Origin of the sequence: Pseudomonas turukhanskensis (genome assembly GCF_027922365.1) — a bacterium.
GTDB classification, from domain to species: domain Bacteria; phylum Pseudomonadota; class Gammaproteobacteria; order Pseudomonadales; family Pseudomonadaceae; genus Aquipseudomonas; species Aquipseudomonas turukhanskensis.
Window position 1 is genome coordinate 86269 of sequence record NZ_BSFN01000003.1, and the last position, 17290, is coordinate 103558.

General features: G+C 57.9%; 22 protein-coding genes and 3 tRNA genes. 19 read left to right on the forward strand and 6 right to left on the reverse strand.

Features of this window, described 5'->3' with window-relative positions; all coding sequences use genetic code 11:
• Nucleotides 1-226: 226 nt before the first annotated feature.
• The 6 genes from PKE98_RS06735 (at nt 227) to PKE98_RS06760 (ending at nt 6205) form a co-directional block, all read left to right on the forward strand.
• Nucleotides 227-1321: an ABC transporter ATP-binding protein gene (locus tag PKE98_RS06735; RefSeq protein ID WP_271194507.1), complete on the forward strand. Its 1095-nt coding sequence runs from the start codon at nt 227-229 to the stop codon at nt 1319-1321.
• Nucleotides 1321-2430: an ABC transporter ATP-binding protein gene (locus tag PKE98_RS06740; RefSeq protein ID WP_271194508.1), complete on the forward strand. Its 1110-nt coding sequence runs from the start codon at nt 1321-1323 to the stop codon at nt 2428-2430. Before PKE98_RS06735 ends, PKE98_RS06740 begins: the two co-directional genes overlap by 1 nt.
• Entirely contained in the window at nt 2427-3290 is an 864-nt protein-coding gene (locus PKE98_RS06745; RefSeq protein WP_271194509.1) for a carbohydrate ABC transporter permease, read from the forward strand. Before PKE98_RS06740 ends, PKE98_RS06745 begins: the two co-directional genes overlap by 4 nt.
• 8 nt (nt 3291-3298) lie before the next feature.
• Nucleotides 3299-4099: a carbohydrate ABC transporter permease gene (locus tag PKE98_RS06750; RefSeq protein WP_271194510.1), complete on the forward strand. Its 801-nt coding sequence runs from the start codon at nt 3299-3301 to the stop codon at nt 4097-4099.
• A 10-nt stretch (nt 4100-4109) separates the two neighbouring features.
• A complete protein-coding gene (locus tag PKE98_RS06755; RefSeq protein WP_110614852.1) occupies nt 4110-4382 on the forward strand; it encodes a DUF2160 domain-containing protein in 273 nt (90 codons plus the stop codon).
• A gap of 80 nt (nt 4383-4462) precedes the next feature.
• Nucleotides 4463-6205, forward strand: coding sequence for an ABC transporter substrate-binding protein (locus PKE98_RS06760; protein ID WP_271194511.1), 1743 nt, complete (start codon nt 4463-4465; stop codon nt 6203-6205).
• Between the two features lie 68 nt (nt 6206-6273).
• On the opposite strand, the gene folD is transcribed toward PKE98_RS06760, so the two are convergent.
• Nucleotides 6274-7128: a bifunctional methylenetetrahydrofolate dehydrogenase/methenyltetrahydrofolate cyclohydrolase FolD gene (folD, locus tag PKE98_RS06765; RefSeq protein WP_271194512.1), complete on the reverse strand. Its 855-nt coding sequence runs from the start codon at nt 7126-7128 to the stop codon at nt 6274-6276.
• A 187-nt stretch (nt 7129-7315) separates the two neighbouring features.
• Here folD and PKE98_RS06770 point away from each other — a divergent pair.
• The 5 genes from PKE98_RS06770 to PKE98_RS06790 all read left to right on the forward strand — a co-directional run bounded on the left by PKE98_RS06770 (nt 7316) and on the right by PKE98_RS06790 (nt 9813).
• A tRNA-Arg gene (locus PKE98_RS06770) sits at nt 7316-7392 on the forward strand.
• 66 nt (nt 7393-7458) lie between these two features.
• Nucleotides 7459-7534 (forward strand) — tRNA-His (locus PKE98_RS06775).
• A 54-nt stretch (nt 7535-7588) separates the two neighbouring features.
• Nucleotides 7589-7673 (forward strand) — tRNA-Leu (locus PKE98_RS06780).
• A 162-nt stretch (nt 7674-7835) separates the two neighbouring features.
• Complete coding sequence (locus tag PKE98_RS06785; RefSeq protein ID WP_271194513.1) at nt 7836-9080, forward strand: tyrosine-type recombinase/integrase; 1245 nt, start codon at nt 7836-7838, stop codon at nt 9078-9080.
• Nucleotides 9081-9156: 76 nt separating this feature from the next.
• The gene (locus tag PKE98_RS06790; RefSeq protein ID WP_271194514.1) at nt 9157-9813 is read left to right on the forward strand and encodes a hypothetical protein; all 657 of its coding nucleotides are present in this window, start codon (nt 9157-9159) and stop codon (nt 9811-9813) included.
• Nucleotides 9814-10290: 477 nt separating this feature from the next.
• Here the strand turns inward: PKE98_RS06790 and PKE98_RS06795 are convergent, their stop codons facing one another.
• The 5 genes from PKE98_RS06795 to PKE98_RS06815 all read right to left on the reverse strand — a co-directional run bounded on the left by PKE98_RS06795 (nt 10291) and on the right by PKE98_RS06815 (nt 12188).
• Nucleotides 10291-10566, reverse strand: a complete 276-nt coding sequence (locus tag PKE98_RS06795; protein WP_309298743.1) for a helix-turn-helix transcriptional regulator — start codon at nt 10564-10566, stop codon at nt 10291-10293.
• Entirely contained in the window at nt 10493-10810 is a 318-nt protein-coding gene (locus PKE98_RS06800) for a hypothetical protein (RefSeq protein ID WP_271194516.1), read from the reverse strand. The genes PKE98_RS06795 and PKE98_RS06800 overlap by 74 nt, the downstream gene beginning before the upstream one ends.
• On the reverse strand, nt 10810-11016 hold the full coding sequence (locus PKE98_RS06805; RefSeq protein ID WP_271194517.1) for a hypothetical protein: 207 nt from the start codon (nt 11014-11016) through the stop codon (nt 10810-10812). The genes PKE98_RS06800 and PKE98_RS06805 overlap by 1 nt, the downstream gene beginning before the upstream one ends.
• Nucleotides 11013-11387 (reverse strand): helix-turn-helix domain-containing protein, encoded by a 375-nt coding sequence (locus PKE98_RS06810; RefSeq protein ID WP_271194518.1) that lies wholly within the window; start codon nt 11385-11387, stop codon nt 11013-11015. The genes PKE98_RS06805 and PKE98_RS06810 overlap by 4 nt, the downstream gene beginning before the upstream one ends.
• A gap of 75 nt (nt 11388-11462) precedes the next feature.
• A complete protein-coding gene (locus tag PKE98_RS06815) occupies nt 11463-12188 on the reverse strand; it encodes an XRE family transcriptional regulator (RefSeq protein WP_271194519.1) in 726 nt (241 codons plus the stop codon).
• 93 nt (nt 12189-12281) lie between these two features.
• Between PKE98_RS06815 and PKE98_RS06820 the strand changes: the two genes are divergently transcribed.
• From PKE98_RS06820 to PKE98_RS06855, 8 genes are all read left to right on the forward strand, one after another.
• Complete coding sequence (locus tag PKE98_RS06820) at nt 12282-12527, forward strand: winged helix-turn-helix domain-containing protein (protein ID WP_271194520.1); 246 nt, start codon at nt 12282-12284, stop codon at nt 12525-12527.
• A 185-nt stretch (nt 12528-12712) separates the two neighbouring features.
• Nucleotides 12713-13036: a hypothetical protein gene (locus tag PKE98_RS06825; RefSeq protein ID WP_271194521.1), complete on the forward strand. Its 324-nt coding sequence runs from the start codon at nt 12713-12715 to the stop codon at nt 13034-13036.
• Entirely contained in the window at nt 13033-13392 is a 360-nt protein-coding gene (locus PKE98_RS06830) for a hypothetical protein (protein ID WP_271194522.1), read from the forward strand. The genes PKE98_RS06825 and PKE98_RS06830 overlap by 4 nt, the downstream gene beginning before the upstream one ends.
• Nucleotides 13389-14132, forward strand: a complete 744-nt coding sequence (locus PKE98_RS06835) for a Rha family transcriptional regulator (RefSeq protein ID WP_271194523.1) — start codon at nt 13389-13391, stop codon at nt 14130-14132. Before PKE98_RS06830 ends, PKE98_RS06835 begins: the two co-directional genes overlap by 4 nt.
• Nucleotides 14129-14362: a hypothetical protein gene (locus tag PKE98_RS06840; RefSeq protein WP_271194524.1), complete on the forward strand. Its 234-nt coding sequence runs from the start codon at nt 14129-14131 to the stop codon at nt 14360-14362. Before PKE98_RS06835 ends, PKE98_RS06840 begins: the two co-directional genes overlap by 4 nt.
• Nucleotides 14359-15081 carry a helix-turn-helix domain-containing protein gene (locus PKE98_RS06845; RefSeq protein WP_271194525.1) on the forward strand — a complete coding sequence of 241 codons (723 nt, stop codon included), beginning with the start codon at nt 14359-14361 and terminating at the stop codon, nt 15079-15081. The genes PKE98_RS06840 and PKE98_RS06845 overlap by 4 nt, the downstream gene beginning before the upstream one ends.
• On the forward strand, nt 15065-15886 hold the full coding sequence (locus PKE98_RS06850; protein ID WP_271194526.1) for an ATP-binding protein: 822 nt from the start codon (nt 15065-15067) through the stop codon (nt 15884-15886). Before PKE98_RS06845 ends, PKE98_RS06850 begins: the two co-directional genes overlap by 17 nt.
• The gene (locus PKE98_RS06855; RefSeq protein WP_271194527.1) at nt 15883-17280 is read left to right on the forward strand and encodes a replicative DNA helicase; all 1398 of its coding nucleotides are present in this window, start codon (nt 15883-15885) and stop codon (nt 17278-17280) included. Before PKE98_RS06850 ends, PKE98_RS06855 begins: the two co-directional genes overlap by 4 nt.
• Nucleotides 17281-17290: the final 10 nt, after the last annotated feature.

Consider the following 17290-nt stretch of genomic DNA (forward strand, 5'->3'; position numbering starts at 1 on the left):
GTGTCGTTCATGACTGTTCAAAGTCAACAACGGCCAGTGTTCAGCTGTTCACGTTTAAGTGTTCAAGGCTGTTCAAGTGTCGCTGTAGCGGACGCCGCAAAATCTGATCAAATCCTTAATAAACAGTCACTTGCCGATGCTGATTGCAGGTTGGCACAAATCTGGCTCTGTAGAGGTGCAAAGGCCGGTCCATATGCGGCCCACAACAAAAATAAAAGGATGCTCTATGTCTTTGACCCTCGAGCATGTGACGCGGGTTGTTGATGGGGTCACCCATATCGACGACGCCTGCCTCAGCTTCGAACCCGGTTCGTTCAATGTGCTGCTGGGCCGCACGCTGTCCGGCAAAACCAGCCTGATGCGCCTGATGGCTGGCCTCGACAAGCCCAACAGCGGGCGCATCTTGATGAATGGCGCGGACATGACCCACGTGCCGGTGCGCAAGCGCAACGTGTCGATGGTGTACCAGCAGTTCATCAACTACCCGACCCTGACGGTGTTTGAAAACATCGCCTCGCCGCTGCGCCAGGCCGGTTTCAAAGACGCCGACATCAATGACAAGGTGCACGCCACCGCCAAGATGTTGCGCATCGACGCGCTGCTCAAGCGTTACCCGCTGGAGCTGTCCGGCGGCCAGCAGCAGCGCACGGCCATGGCCCGGGCGCTGGTCAAGGATGCCTCGCTGATTCTGTTCGACGAGCCGCTGGTGAACCTCGACTACAAGCTGCGCGAAGAACTGCGCCAGGAAATGCGCGAGCTGTTTGCGGCCCGCCATACCATCGCCATCTACGCCACCACCGAACCCAACGAAGCCCTGGCCCTGGGCGGCACCACCACTATTCTCCATGAGGGGCGGGTGGTGCAGAGCGGCAAGACCGCAGACGTGTATCACCGCCCGCAACAGGTATTGGCCGCCGAGTTGTTTTCCGAGCCGCCGATCAACCTGATGCCGGGGCGCATCAGCGGCACCGAGGTGAGTTTTGCCGAGGCCGTCCATTTTCCGCTTAACCCCGACCTGCAGAGCATTGGCGAGGGCGAGTACCGCTTCGGCGTGCGCCCCAGCCATATCGGCCTGGTGCCGAGCAATGACGATGACCTGGAGTTGGCGGTAACCGTGGAGCTGGCGGAAATCAGCGGCTCGGAAACCTTTCTGCATGTGCGCAACGAGCAGTTCGTGCTGGTGCTGCATTTGCCCGGCGTGCATGAGTACGACGTGGATACCGCGATCCTCATCTATATCCCCACCCACAAGCTGTTTGTCTTCGCCGCCGATGGCCGCCTGATTCAGGCCCCCAGTCGCCGTGTCGGGAGGGTTGCCTGATGGCCGAGATCCGTTTGCATCACCTGGCCCACAGCTACAGCAAAGCCCCCAGCGGCCCGGACGATTACGCCATTCGCGAGATGAACCATATCTGGGAGCAGGGCGGCGCCTATGCGTTGCTGGGGCCGTCGGGCTGCGGCAAGTCGACCTTGCTCAACATCATTTCCGGTTTGCTCAGCCCCTCCGAAGGCGAGGTGCAGTTCGACGGCAAGGTGGTAAATCTGCTGGCGCCGGAGGAGCGCAACATCGCTCAGGTTTTCCAGTTTCCGGTGGTGTACGACACCATGACGGTGTTCGACAACCTGGCGTTTCCGCTGCGCAACCAGGGCATGAACGAAGCCAAGGTGCTGAGCAAGGTCAACGAGATTGCCGAGGTGCTGGACCTGCACCCGCTGCTGCATAAAAAGGCCAAGAACCTCACGGCCGACGAGAAGCAGAAGGTGTCGATGGGCCGCGGGCTGGTGCGTGACGATGTGTCGGCGATTCTGTTCGACGAGCCGCTGACGGTGATCGACCCGCACCTCAAGTGGAAGTTGCGGCGCAAGCTCAAGCAGATTCACGAGCAGTTCAATATCACCATGGTCTACGTCACCCATGATCAGCTGGAGGCCTCGACCTTCGCCGACAAGATTGCGGTGATGTTTGGCGGCCAGATCGTGCAGTTCGGCACGCCGCGTGAGCTGTTCGAACGGCCAAGCCACACCTTTGTTGGCTACTTTATTGGCAGCCCCGGTATGAACCTGATCGACGTGACCCGCTGCGAGGGCGGGGTGACGTTCGGCAGCACGGTGTTGCCGTTAAGCGCCGCGCTTAACCAGCGTTTGGCCGCCCTGCCGCAGGCGCAACTGAAAGTCGGTATTCGCCCGGAGTTTATCCATATCTGGGACGGCCCTTACGACGATGCCCTGTGCGGCGAGGTGCAGCATGTCGAAGACCTGGGCACCTACAAAATTCTCACCCTCAACCTCGACGGCCAGCAGCTCAAAGTGCGTCTGCAGGAAGACCAACCGGTACCGCAGCAGCAGGTGTACCTGAGTTTTCCGGCGCAGTGGCTGATGGTGTATGCCGATGACTATTTAGTTGATGGGCAGGCGGAGGTGACGCCATGAAGGTGCAAAACAACAAGGCCTGGTTTCTGGTGTTGCCGGTGTTTTTGCTGGTGGCCTTCAGCGCCATCGTGCCGATGATGACGGTGGTGAACTACTCGCTGCAGGATATTTTTGACCAGAGCAGCCGCTACTTTGTCGGTGCCGACTGGTACCGCCAGGTGCTGGCCGACCAGCGTTTGCACGACTCGCTGCTGCGTCAGTTTATCTATTCGGCCTGCGTGCTGCTGATCGAAATTCCGCTGGGTATCGGCATCGCATTGTGCATGCCGACCAAGGGCAAGATGGCGTCCCTGGTGCTTATCGTGCTGGCCATTCCGCTGCTGATTCCGTGGAACGTGGTGGGCACCATCTGGCAGATTTTCGGCCGTGCCGACATCGGCCTGATGGGCTACACGCTGAACAAGCTGGGCATTTCCTACAACTACGCGGCCAACACCGGCGATGCCTGGGCAACCGTGCTGATCATGGATGTGTGGCACTGGACGTCGCTGGTGGCGCTGCTGTGCTACTCGGGCCTGCGTGCCATTCCCGATGTGTATTACCAGGCGGCGCGTATCGACCGTGCTTCGGCCTGGGCAGTGTTCCGGCATATCCAGTTGCCGAAGCTGAAAAGCGTGCTGCTGATCGCCGTGATGCTGCGCTTTATGGACAGCTTCATGATTTACACCGAGCCCTTCGTGCTTACCGGCGGCGGGCCGGGCAATGCCACTACGTTCCTCAGCCAGACCCTGACGCAAATGGCCATCGGCCAGTTCGACCTGGGGCCTGCGGCGGCATTCTCGCTGGTGTACTTCCTCATCATTCTGTTGGTGTCGTGGGTGTTCTACACCGCCATGACCCACAACGATAAAAACCGCTGAGGCCGACCATGACGACGCGCAAAAAAGTGGTGCTGGTGCTCTACATTCTGTTTCTGCTGGTGCCGATCTATTGGCTGTTGAACATGTCGTTCAAGACCAACAACGAGATTCTCGGCGGCCTGAGTCTGTGGCCGAGCAACTTCACGCTGGCTAACTACCATGTGATTTTTACCGACCCGAGCTGGTACACCGGCTACCTCAACTCGCTGTACTACGTGAGCCTGAATACGGTGATTTCCCTCACCGTAGCGCTGCCGGCGGCGTACGCGTTTTCGCGCTATCGCTTTCTTGGCGACAAGCACCTGTTCTTCTGGCTGCTGACCAACCGCATGGCGCCGCCTGCGGTGTTCCTGCTGCCGTTTTTCCAGCTGTATTCCTCCATCGGCCTGTTCGATACGCACATTGCCGTGGCCCTGGCGCACTGCCTGTTCAACGTGCCGCTGGCGGTGTGGATTCTGGAGGGCTTTATGTCGGGTGTGCCGAAAGAGATCGATGAGACGGCCTATATCGACGGCTATAGCTTCCCCAAATTCTTCGCCAAGATTTTTATCCCGCTGATTGGCTCGGGCATCGGCGTGACGGCGTTTTTCTGCTTTATGTTTTCGTGGGTGGAACTGCTGCTGGCGCGCACCTTGACCTCGGTAAATGCCAAGCCGATTGCGGCGGTGATGACCCGCACCGTATCGGCCTCGGGTATCGACTGGGGCGTGCTGGCCGCCGCCGGGGTGCTGACCATTTTGCCGGGCATGCTGGTGATCTGGTTTGTACGTAACCATGTAGCCAAGGGCTTTGCCCTGGGCCGGGTGTGAGGAGCTGACGATGGAATGGATGGCCTGGACGACCCCGACCGCCGCCTTTTTCGGCGCCATTGCCCTGCTGTTGGCGGGCATGACGGTGTGGGAGCTGCGCTCGCCCTGTGTGGAGCGCCGTGGGTTTCTGCCGATTGCCACCACCCGTGGCGATCGGTTGTTTATTGGTCTTCTCGGAAGCGCTTACCTGCATCTGCTGGTGATTGGCGCGACTGAATGGAGCATCTGGGTGGCGAGTGCGCTGTCCCTGGTGTGGCTGTTGGCTGTGATGCGTTGGGGGTAGCCAACGGCGGGCCGGAGCTGCCGTTGTTGGGCCGGCCTTGAGCGTTTGGTGCCCCACCTAATAATTACCAGGAGGTGTCTATGTTCAACAAAAACAACAAACTGCGACATAGCGTGACGTTGGCGGCGATGTTCGCCCTGAGTGGCTTGAGTGCAACAGCCTGGGCAGACTCTTACGAAGACGCGGCGAAAAAATGGATTGGCGCAGAGTTCAAGCCGTCCACCCTGACGCCCGAACAGCAATTGGATGAGCTGAAGTGGTTTATCAAAGCCGCCGAGCCGTTCCGTGGCATGAAGATCAACGTGGTGTCGGAAACCCTGACCACCCACGAATACGAGTCCAAGGTGCTGGCCAAGGCCTTTAGGGAAATCACCGGCATCGAGCTGACCCACGACCTGCTGCAAGAAGGCGACGTGGTGGAAAAACTGCAAACCCAGATGCAGTCAGACAAAAATATCTACGACGGCTGGGTTAACGACTCCGACCTGATCGGCACCCACTTTCGCTATGGCAAGACAGAATCGATCACCGACCTGATGGCCAACGAGGGCAAGAACTTCACCTCACCAACCCTGGACCTGAAAGACTTTATCGGCCTGTCGTTCACCACCGCGCCAGACGGCAAGCTGTATCAATTGCCCGACCAGCAATTTGCCAACCTTTACTGGTTCCGCGCCGACTGGTTTGAGCGCCCGGAACTGAAGGCCAAATTCAAAGAGAAGTACGGCTATGAGCTGGGCGTGCCGGTGAACTGGTCTGCCTATGAAGACATCGCCAAATTCTTCAGCGAAGACGTCAAGGAAATCGACGGCAAACGCGTATACGGCCACATGGATTACGGCAAGAAAGACCCATCGCTGGGCTGGCGCTTTACCGACGCCTGGTTCTCCATGGCCGGCGGCGGCGACAAGGGTCTGCCCAACGGCTTGCCGGTGGACGAGTGGGGCATTCGTGTGGAGGACTGCCACCCGGTGGGCTCCAGCGTGACCCGCGGCGGCGACACCAACGGCCCGGCGGCTGTGTTTGCTACGCAGAAATACGTGGACTGGATGCGCGCCTATGCGCCACCGGAAGCGCAGGGCATGACGTTCTCGGAGTCCGGCCCGGTGCCGGCGCAAGGCAACATCGCCCAGCAGATCTTCTGGTACACCGCCTTTACCGCCGACATGACCAAACCGGGCCTGCCGGTGGTAAACGCCGACGGCACGCCGAAATGGCGGATGGCGCCGTCGCCACGTGGCCCGTACTGGGAAGAGGGCATGAAGCTGGGGTATCAGGACGTGGGCTCCTGGACCTTCCTCAAGTCCACGCCAGAGAAACAACGTTTGGCGGCCTGGCTGTATGCGCAGTTTGTGACGTCGAAAACCGTGTCGCTGAAGAAAACCATCCTCGGTCTGACGCCGATTCGTGAATCGGACATCAACTCGCAAGCCATGACCGACATGGCGCCCAAGCTCGGTGGCCTGGTTGAGTTCTACCGCAGCCCGGCGCGCGTGCAATGGACGCCGACCGGCACCAACGTGCCGGACTACCCGCGTTTGGCGCAGCTGTGGTGGAGCCATATCTCGGAAGCAGCCAGCGGCGAGAAAACCCCGCAAGAAGCGCTGGACGGTTTGGCCAAAGACCAGGATGCGATCATGACGCGGCTTGAGCGCTCAAAAGTGCAGCCGATTTGCGGTCCGAAAATGAATCCGGAACGGGATGCGCAATACTGGTTCGACCAACCTGGCGCACCGAAGCCGAAACTGGCTAACGAGAAGCCTAAAGGCGAGACCGTTAACTACAACGAGCTGTTGAAACAGTGGGAAGCGGCGCGTAAGTAACTGGCGCTTTTCTCGCGGCAATAAAAAACGGCACCTCGCGGGGTGCCGTTTTTTTTGCCCTGTTGCGCTTAGTCGTGCAAATGCTCGGCGGCGTACAGGGTGTTTTCCAGCAGGCACGCGCGGGTCATTGGGCCTACGCCGCCCGGCACCGGGGTAATCCAGCCGGCGCGGGGCAGGGCGGTGTCATACACCACGTCGCCCACCAGCTTGCCGTCTTCCTGACGGTTGATGCCGACGTCGATGACAATGGCGCCCGGCTTGATCCACTCACCTTTGACCAGGCCCGGCTTGCCGGCGGCAACCACGACCAGATCGGCACGGCCCACGTGGCCAGCCAGGTCTTTGGTGAAACGGTGGGTGACGGTAACGGTGCAGCCGGCCAGCAGCAGCTCCATGGCCATGGGGCGACCGACGATATTGGAGGCGCCGACGATGACTGCGTCCATGCCGTACAGATCGGCGCCGGTGCTGGCCAGCAGGGTCATGATGCCCTTGGGCGTGCACGGGCGTAGCAGCGGGATGCGCTGGGCCAGGCGACCGATATTGAAAGGATGGAACCCGTCGACATCTTTATCGGGGCGAATGCGTTCGAGCAGTTGCGAGGCGTCCAGGTGCTCTGGCAGCGGCAACTGCAGGAGGATGCCATCGATGGTGGCGTCATCATTGAGGCGGTCGATCAGCTCGCGCAGCTCGTCCTGGCCGGTGCTGGCCGGCAGATCATACGCGTGGGAAAGAAAGCCGACTTCTTCGCAGTCTTTACGCTTGTGCGAAACATACACCTGCGATGCGGGATCGCTGCCTACCAGGATTACAGCGAGGCCCGGGGTACGAAGACCTTGCTCGCTGCGTTCGGCGACACGTTGGGCGATCTGCTTGCGCAGGCTAGCGGCGATCGCCTTGCCGTCGATAAGTTGTGCGGTCATGACGCTTGGTTAACCATCGGAAATGATTGAAAAAGGACGCGCATTCTCGCATGGCCGCTCGGGCGGGCAAAGGCTGGCGGTCAGCATTTTCCCGTAACTCCTTTATCTCACTGAATTTTTTACGTTTTAGTGTTGACGAGTGCGGAGCTCGTCTATAACATTCGCCCCGCTTGTCGAGCACAGCCAAGTGCCCGTAGCTCAGCTGGATAGAGCATCCGCCTTCTAAGCGGATGGTCGCAGGTTCGAGTCCTGCCGGGCACGCCATTAGGCTGTTTGGCAATACAAGCAAAGGTGTTGAAAAACACCGCAGTACAGCAATAACGCAATATGGTGGGCGTAGCTCAGTTGGTAGAGCACAGGATTGTGACTCCTGTTGTCGTGGGTTCGATCCCCATCGTCCACCCCATATTCGAAAAGACGCCAGACCTTAATCAGTCTGGCGTCTTTGCTTCAAAGCTTCGCGGACGTGGTGGAATTGGTAGACACACTGGATTTAGGTTCCAGCGCCGCAAGGCGTGAGAGTTCGAGTCTCTCCGTCCGCACCAACAAGTGTTTCGCTGAGTTCCGCTGGATTACGCGAAGCCACAGAACAAGCCGCCTAGAGCGGCTTTTTCTTTGTCTGGAGTTTCGCTTTCTTTCGCCATCATCCGCACTCTGGATGTACATTACCTAGTACATTCCGAATTCGAGCTGCAGGTGATGTACAGATGCCCCTCACCGACACCGCTGTGCGGCAGGCCAAGCCCGCCGAAAAAGACTTCACCCTCAAAGACGGCGACGGCCTGGCCCTGTTCATTGCCACCAATGGCAACAAGAGCTGGCACTTTCGGTTCACGCTGCATAGCAAGCCGGCGCGCATCTCGCTTGGGACCTATCCCGAGATCAGTTTGAAGGACGCCCGTGAGCGCCGCGACAAGGCTCGATCGTTGGTTGCAAAGGGTATTGATCCCCGTCTTGAGCGCCGCAGAGAGCAGCAAGAAGCTGGGGTAGGTGCCGCGAATACCTTCGAAGCAGTCGCGAACCGTTGGTACGAGTTCAAGGCCCCGCGGCTGACGGACGGCCGGAAGGGGAGTGCGGCCCAGTCGCGCCGTTACCTAGACAAAGATTTGATCCCGGTACTGGGGAAGATTCCTGTCGCCGATGTACGTCGCTCGGATGTACTGATGGCTGTACGTCGTGTCGAAGCCCGCAAGGCGTTAAACGTCGCCGAGAAGTGCCGCACCTGGTTGAATCAGATCTTCCGATTCGCTATCGCCGAGGGACTGCTCGAGCTGAACCCGGCGTCCGACCTCGATATCATTGCCGCTGCCCAGCCGCCGGTGCAGCACAATCCGATTCTACGGCGCGAAGAACTGCCGGCCTTCCTGGCCAAGCTGAAGGATTTCCCAGGGCTGGAAATGACACGCATCGCTGTACGCCTCCTGTTGCTCACCGGCGTGCGCACGGGTGAGCTTAGGAATGCATCGCCTGATCAGTTCGACCTCGAAGCGGGCCTGTGGTCCATCCCTCCTGAAGGAGTGAAGCAGCTACGGAGCCGGGTGAGGACCGAAGGCGGAGCGATACCTTCTTACCTGGTACCGCTGCCCAGGCAGGCCGTGGAGGAGCTCCGCAAGCTGAAGACTATGACCGGCAAAGGTCGCTACGTCTTCGCCGGCCGAAACGATCCGAGCCGCCCCATGAGCGAAAACACCGTAAATGCCGCCATCAAGAAGATGGGGTACGAGGGCAAGCTGACTGGGCACGGCATTCGCGGCACGATTTCTACGGCGCTTAACGAAATGGGATACAACGCTGATTGGATCGAGGCGCAGCTTTCGCACGCCGGCGAGAACAAGGTTCGGGGCAGTTACAACCACGCCCAGTACGTGGAGCAGCGGCGGGAAATGATGCAGGCCTGGGCCGATGGTTTGGACGTGCTATGCATTAGCTCCGCTCAAGTGCTCAATCAATGAGGGGCGACTAATGCTTTGCGAATACTTCCGTTACATAGACCTAAAGGGCGTCTACGAAGAGCTGGAAGGGTTCTCTATGTTCAAAACCCGCACGCTTTCCAACATCCCAGACCAGTTCGCTGAAACTTTGAAGACAGTCTTCGAGGATTTAGCGTATGCGGCTTGTTATGGCATAGAAGAATGGAAGGATCTAGAGCCGATAGACCTTGCTGCCGAAGTCGGAGACATAATTGAAAGGGATCTTGAAATAATCGCCCACGCATCGAAACTAAGCGCACCCACCCGCCGATCTTCGTCACGGACGGCAATCAGCGTGCTTACAACTCTGTCCGTACATGTCTCTTTTGGCGATTTTGATTATTGGCAGAAAACAAGCCTGCTTGCTTATCAATACGATTTGCTTTGCTGGCTTTATAGCAGAAATAAAATTCCCGAGGCATTTGAAGTTTACGAGCTTATTCTTCGAACTTTCAGCGAGCTTTCGGCTGACTTTTCCCACGATTTATCTACCCAAGCTCAAAAAGAAAAAATCTCAGAAGCTGCTAGAACGCGAGCACTTAAACGCCACGCTCCGACCAACAAAATCAAACATCAGCTACTTGAAGAGTGGCGTAACACGTCCAGCGAATATGAAAGCCGAGCCGACTTTTGCCGCATTGTGTCCAGGCGCGAAGGGCTAAAGGAGCGAACGGTCTATGAGTGGATACAGAAACTCGGAGCAGCGAACGACTGACAGACTTACGGTTTGCCGCGCAAACTGTACAGTCAGCGCCGCATTCTGTACGCCCTACGATGCAGCCCGGACTGTAAGCAAAACTTGATGGCAGCCAGCATTCCCATCGTCGATTTCTTAAAACGCCTCGGGAGGCGCAGACGATGGCAAGCACTACCATTACCCCGGTCGCATGTACGAAGGTGCAGCAATGAGCCTTCCTGCCAACGAAGCCGCGGACCACGGCAACCGCCTCTCGATATCCGGCTTGGCACTTGAAGCCATCGCAGACCTACTTGGGCTCGATGGGAGCGAGCATCATCTTTCCGGAGCGCAGGTCTACGGATTGGCCTGTGCGGTTCACGCCATCGGAACATCGATACGTGACCAGGGCACAGCGCTTTGCGAAAGCGCAGATAGTGGAACGGTATAATTAGCACTTCTTGTGGGCACCTCGGTCTTCTAGACAACGAGGCTACGTTGGTCTTTCAGCACAACTTATCTCGCCGCTTCAACTTTCGCTCTCGTCCAAGCGCATATCTCACTACGCACCCAAGCAACGGCGCGACCGCCTAGCGGTACCTGTTTGGGGAAGGTACCGGCATTCGCTAGTTTGTAGATCGTCGTCGTGCCCAAGCCCGTCATCCGCTTCACCTCAGGCAGACGAACGAATTCCACGACTTCGTTATCTTGGGGCGAGCTAGTCATAGTTGTGCGTCCTCCACCGAGAGCTGCAGGTGTAATTGATTTTTCCTCGCGGCAGCCCGAAGGCATGCTCTCGAGAGTCGCGAGCAGAGGAAGGCTTTACCGGTCCTTCCCATTCTTCCTGCCAGTCCGCGTCGGCCCAAGTAACGTAGAGCAACACGCTGGCCAGCACCCAAAGGCAGGGCGCGACGAAGGCGAGGATGGTCAGATAGGGGATACCACTGCGAAGCATTACCGGGGCGCCTAGCAAGGAAACGGCGGCAAAGGTCGCCAGCCAAGCGAGCGCGATCAGCGCGGCAGAAAGGCGGGTCATCAAATGAGCCCCCTTTCCTGAAGGGATTTGAGTTCGGCCAGCGCAAAGGCGGCTGCCGCTTTCAGGTCGGCAACGGTCAGTGCATCAACCGGCTTACCCAGCCGTTCGATGTAGCGCGCGAAATCTCGTTGGGTGGGGCCGTTCCAACCATCAACAAAGCTCCCAACGTCCCGGAGTTCATCAATCAGGACCAGAGCGAGGCTCATGCTGACACCTGGGCGTCGTCACGACGCAGCGAACGAGCAGCGACCACGTGCGAGCCGTTGCGGCGGACGCGCAATACAGGATCGGTAGAGGTCATGGAGCTGCATGTGATGACAGCCAGGAACATGGCCATGGCTGGCGCGATAAGGCCCCGGCGCATTGCCTCGGCGACCATCGCGGTGCGACGAGTTACGCCAAGCTTAGTAGTTACCGAGAGCAGGCGTTTGTCGACAGTGCCAGGTGCTACGCCAAGATCCTTTGCAACCTCCTTGGAGGTTTTGCCGCAGGCCACTGCCAGCAGGCATTGCAGTTCGCGTAGAGCGAGACCCATGCCGAGGTGGCCTGTCCAGTTGCCTGTGCTGATCGTTTCCATGGGGGCGCTCCATCAGGTGAATGATGGAACGGAAATTACGCATAAAAATACGGAAAGTAAATACGTATTCGTATTTTATCTGAACGCTGCTGACCAAAAAACTCTACCGAGGATGTCGAGTTCCTGATCTTTCAATTCGGAAGCGGTGTATTCCTCATCAGAATGCTCTTCACGATTGAAGCTGCGAAGGCGCAGCCCGCCGCCTGGAAGCCGATATAGGGTCTTAACGCGCAGCAAGCCATCATGCGTCAGCGCATAAATTTTACCGTCTATAACTGATTTTTCAGCAGCATTCACTGCAACGATACTCCCGTCGGGGAGTAACGGATCCATGCTATTTCCTCTCACTTCAACGGCGACCGCCTTTGTTGCTTCCACCCCGTGATGTCTAAGCGTGCTTCTGCCAAATTTTAGTCTGGGCCTTACACCATCGTGAGCAAGTAGGATGCTGCAAGGGCCTTCACGGCCCGTTATTCCCTGGCTCGCAGATGATGATTTCACCCCGTCAAGACAGGCCGAGTCCTCAAGCTCATAGACTGGCCCCATCAACCCTCCCTTAGCCTCAAACTCCTTGTCAGCTATGGATTCCGATTCAGAGTCATCCTTATTTCCTGACCAGAGGAATTCGGCTGGGCATCCCAAGACGTGCGCTATGGCCTCTATGTTTTCGCGCCGCGGGTTTCGAGATTCTCCTTTGAGGATTCGATGAATCGTCGGCTGGGGCACTAATGCACGACGAGCCAACTCCGCGGGTTTCCACCCTTTCTGCAGCAGCAACGCCTTAATGCGCTCAGCAATCACGACTATCTCCATGAGTTTTCGAATTACGGAAGTGTATTGCTTGTTTAATCTCGCTTGCGTATTTTAAAAATACATTTGCGTAAGTGGCTTTCTATGACCATCAGAAGATTGCTCTTGGCTCTTATCGAAGATGGGCTTCGCCAGCATGAAATCGCGGAGCACGTCGGAGTTAGCCAGCCGACTATCCACCGAGCTTTGAAAGGAGCGAGCGTGCTTTATGAGACCGGAAAGGCGATTGAACAACTGGCCGCTGCAAGAGGGTGTGGCCAAGAGAGTTTTCTCGTCGAGGTTGATGCAAACGATATCGATGCGCCGAGAAGCGAGGTAGTGCGTCAGTAATGCTGTTTTTGCATCCAGTCCACGAGCGCCAGAAATAGGAGCCGATTATGACCAATGCCGATTACGCGCGACCGGGCTGAGTTAGTCCCGCGCAATAAAAAACCCGGCTTGCAGGCCGGGTTCTTCAACCACCACTCCTTGCAGGGAGTGGGTATGTACTTCTACGTCTGTTGGAGGACGAGAAAATGTCACAACCGAAAAATACCACCATCCCAAATAGCGCGCAACCACTGGGCCTAACTGTGCCAGTTGATTTCCATAACAACACAGCCGACGGCGGCCACCTACTTAGCGTGAATGGCGGCTTCTCGTCCAGCGAGGCGCTGACGGTGGCCGCGGAGCTCGCAGACGGCATCAAGATGCTTAGCGTGCGTCTGCACTCCGCCGTTAATGAGGGTGATCTCATCTACTGCGAAGAGATAACTGCTTTGGGCTTCTTGGCCGAGAGCGTGGCGTCGTTGGTCTATTCGGTGAATCGTAGCCAGGCCGTACAAGGCGGTGCCCAATGAGCGTCGCCATCAATGCATTGCTTGCAGGCCTCTCGGAAGAACAACGCGAAGCGGTACTTGTAGCGCTCGAAGCTGAACGGGGAATAGCCCTTGGATGGTGGACCTTCCTAAACGAAATGCGCGTGCGCCGCGAGCTGCCCGACTGGGTGGCTAAGCAATACGTCGGATGCTCCCCTGACCATGACGAAGCGGCCGAAAAAAAGCGTGCCACCAACATGCTTCTTTTCGGCGAAAAGAACGCTATTTCGAATGCTCGCCTGACCTTGATCAACGCGAACATTGACGCCATCAACGCGGCGGAAGGTTCCGAAGATTTCGAAGACTTCGAACACGGCAAGGCCGAGGTGGCGCTATGAATATCGTCATCATCAAAGACGGCGATGCTGTCACGACAACCTTGGCGATAGCCGAGGGAACGCTAAGTGATCACGCGAGCGTCATCAAACTTGTGCGCGCCTATCAGGCTGATCTGGAGGAGTTCGGACTTCTGGATTTCAAATCCGAAAGTACGGGAGGGCGCCCGACTGAATACGCGTTCCTCAATGAACCTCAGTCCACGCTGCTGCTGACCTACATGCGCAACTCGGACGTCGTTCGGGCCTTCAAGAAGAAGCTGGTGCGTGAGTTCTGGGAGATGGTCCAGCAGCGTAACAAACCAGCTGCCGCCCCGGCATTGCCTCAAAACTACATCTCCGCCTTGGAGCACCTACTGGAATCCAAACGTTCCGAGCACTTGGCAATCGAGCAGCGCGATCGAGCTATTGAAACCAAGGCCGAGATCGGTTCTCGCCGCGAAGCTACGGCGATGGCTACCGCTTCAGCTGCTGTCCGGCAGGTTGGCCAACTCAAAAACGAACTCGGGCGAGGTCTCCAGCAGGCCACCGTTACCGCCGTGGAGAAGGTTACCAAGCGCAAGTTCGGCAAGCAGGGTTTCCGACCGCTCAAGGCTTGGTGTGCATCCGCCGGCGTGCAAGCCCCAAAAGTGCACGATCCGCGCTATGGCTGGGTTCGCTCCTGGCCTGCTGCTGCCTGGGCAGCCGTTTACCAAATTGACCTTGCTGACCTGTTTGGCGCCGATGGAGATCATGCCCGATGAGCAATGTAATTCAGCTCCCTGGCCAGGACCGTGCAAACAATGCTTTGGCCAAAACCATTGCCGGTCCTTGGCCGTCGTATGCGGCTTTCAAAGGCCTGCCTGAGCGTGAGCGGTGGGTGTTGTACGGAAGCGCTAAAGCCTACCGCGAAGCGCTTGAAAATCAGGGCTTCGTTATGGCGGAGGGTTACGACGATTTCGTGCGACGTGTGACGCGGGAGCTTTCCTTATGAGTATGGATTTGATGGTTAAGGCCATGAAAACCAGGGTGGGCAATCCGCTTCGCAAGTTGGTGCTGGTAAAGCTGGCAGATAACGCCAGCGACCAAGGCGAGTGCTGGCCTTCGTACCAGCACATTGCGGATCAATGCGAGATTGGTCGTTCTACCGTGAAGTTGCATATTCGTGAGCTGGAAAAAGCAGGATTTCTTCGCCGTGAGTTCCGCCGTAAGGGCGAGCTGAACCAGTCGAATGTATTCCATTTGTCTCTCGATGGTGGGGCAGGAGCTGCCCTAGGTGGGGCACCAGATAACCCACCTGGGGCAGGAGATAACCCAGGGGGTGGGGCAGGAGCTGCCCCCAGAACCAGTCACTCTTCTGAACCAGTCAAGGAACCTAAATCTTTGTTCAATTCGGATGATGGTTTTGATGCCTTCTGGAAGCTCTACCCGAACAAGGCCAGCAAGAAAGATGCACGCAAGGCCTGGGACAAGCTAAAGCCGAACGCCGAGTTGCAGAAAGTAATGCTGACCGCCCTTGCCCAGCATTGCCAATCACGCGATTGGCTTAAGGATAACGGCCAGTTCATCCCCCACGGCTCGCGCTGGATCAACGGCGAGAAGTGGACCGACGAACTGAAACCGGCCGGCGCTGGTAAGGCGCTGAGCTATGCCGGTCTGCCTACTCACACGTCGGACATGTATCAGGAGGACGCCAATGGCCCTGCCTTCTAACTTCCGTCGTCAGCCTGAGCAGCGCACGTTTGTTGGTGAGTGCCCGGAGCATGGGAGAGTTGATCGCTCCGAGGTTGAGCAGTTCGACGGCTCGCGACTTGTCCGCCCGTGTAAGCAATGCCAATGGCAAGGCCTACGCGTTGAGCCAGTGGGTAGCAAGGCGCATACCCTGGCCTTGGCCTATGTCACTGCGGAACATCGCAACAGCGCGCTTATAGGCTCGGGAATCACGCCCCGGTTTGCTGATTGCAAGTTCTCGACCTACCGCGCCACCACGCCGGCAATGGTTGAAGCCCTGGAGAAGTGCCAAAGCTACGCGGAAAACTTCGGCGAGCACTATGAGGCTGGGCGCAATCTCCTGTTAACCGGCAATGTCGGCACCGGCAAAACGCACCTGGCTTGCAGCATCATTCGGCATGTTCTCGAGCTGAATGCGGTCGCCGTGATCACTACCGCCGCCGAAATCATCCGTGTGTTCAAGCGCTCCATGGCGCGTGACGCCGGATACAGCGAAGGCGACGTGATCAACGAGCTCGCAAGCTTTGATCTGTTGGTGATCGACGAGCTTGGCGCCCAGGCTGGCACCCCATACGAGATAGCGGTGCTGCATGAGGTGATCGACCGCCGTTACAACCTGGTGCGCCCAAGCGTGCTGATATCAAACCTGCCAGCCAGCGCCAAAGCGGCCGCTACTGCCGAGCAAACCCTCGAACAGTACATCGGCACCCGGGCGCTAGATCGTCTACGCGAGAACGGCGCGCTGCTGGCCGGCTTCACCTGGGCTTCGGCACGGGGGCGCGCATGAGTCACGAGGATGGGTACTACCGACTAGAGGCCGAGCAGGGCGTTTTGGGCGCGATCATGATTGCGTCGCTCAACGCCAGCACCGGCATGGTTGATGAAATTCTCGCGCAGATGACATCGGGCGACTTCTGGCATCAGGACAATGCAGCGCTCTTCGATGTTATTTCAGACTGCTACGCGCAACGCATGCCCGTTGACTCGGTGACACTTGGGTCAATTCAGCGGTTGCTGCCTAGCGGCGCCTTAACGCTGGAATACGCCACCAACCTTTGCCGCAACGTCCCGTCGGCAGCCAACTGGAAGAGCTACGCAGAGCAGGTCAAGAAGTGGGCACTGGTCCGCCAGTTCCGCGACTTGGGGCAGATCGTCGACTCCGGCGTCTATGACGACCTGCCAGCAGACGAAATCCTTGAACGGTGCGGCTCGGCCCTGGCCGATCTACGCGACCTTCAATCGTCGGGGAAGGGCGGCTACAAGCGAATGAGCGACGTGCTGCCGGCTGTCTTGGATCACATGGACGACGAGCTCAACGACAAGGCGCCCCCGAAGCTTTCGACGGGGCTTGTTGACCTCGACAAGCTAATCGGCTTCTTGCGCCAAAAGTCGATGGTTGTAATCGGCGGGCGTCCTGGCAGCGGCAAGACAATGCTCGGCCTCCAGATAATGAACCACGTAGCGACTCGCGGCCGAGGCGTGGGGCTTGTCGTCAGCCTCGAAATGCCAGGCGAGCAGCTGACGATTCGCACCATTGCCAGCCTGGGCGGCGTCGACCTTCGCAGAATGGAAGAGGTGAAGTGCCTCGAACAGGAAGAGTGGGACCGCATCGGCGTCGCGGCGAAGAAAATCAAAGATGCCGAGCTGTACTTACTCGACACGCCAGGCATGACGATGCCCGCAATTCGCTCGGAAGCCCTGCGGCTTAAACGCGAAGTCGGGCTCGACATCATGATGATTGACTACGTGCAGATCGTGGCCACCGATGGGAAGTCGCAGAACCGTTCGGATGCTGTAGCCAAGGTGTCGATCGCGATCATGAATCTCAGTCGAGAGCTGGCGATTCCCATCTTGGTGCTTGCGCAGTTAAACCGCGGTCCGGCCAATCGACCCAACAAGAAACCCCAAGCTAGCGACCTCAAGGAAAGCGGCCAGATCGAGCAGGACGCAGACGCGGTGATCTTGGTGCACTACGACCGCGAATCCGAAATGGGCGAGCAGTGCGTCACCGAACTAATCCTCGACAAGGGGCGCCACGCGGAGGCGGGTTCTTGCCTCGTGCAACGCCAGGGCCAATACGGCCGCTTCGTCAACTTTGCAGGCCGCGAGCCTACACAGGAAGAGGTGGAGATCGGCCGCCCCTTTGCTGCTCGCCAATTCAAAGGAGCTCGCCATGAGTAGGCCTGTCCCC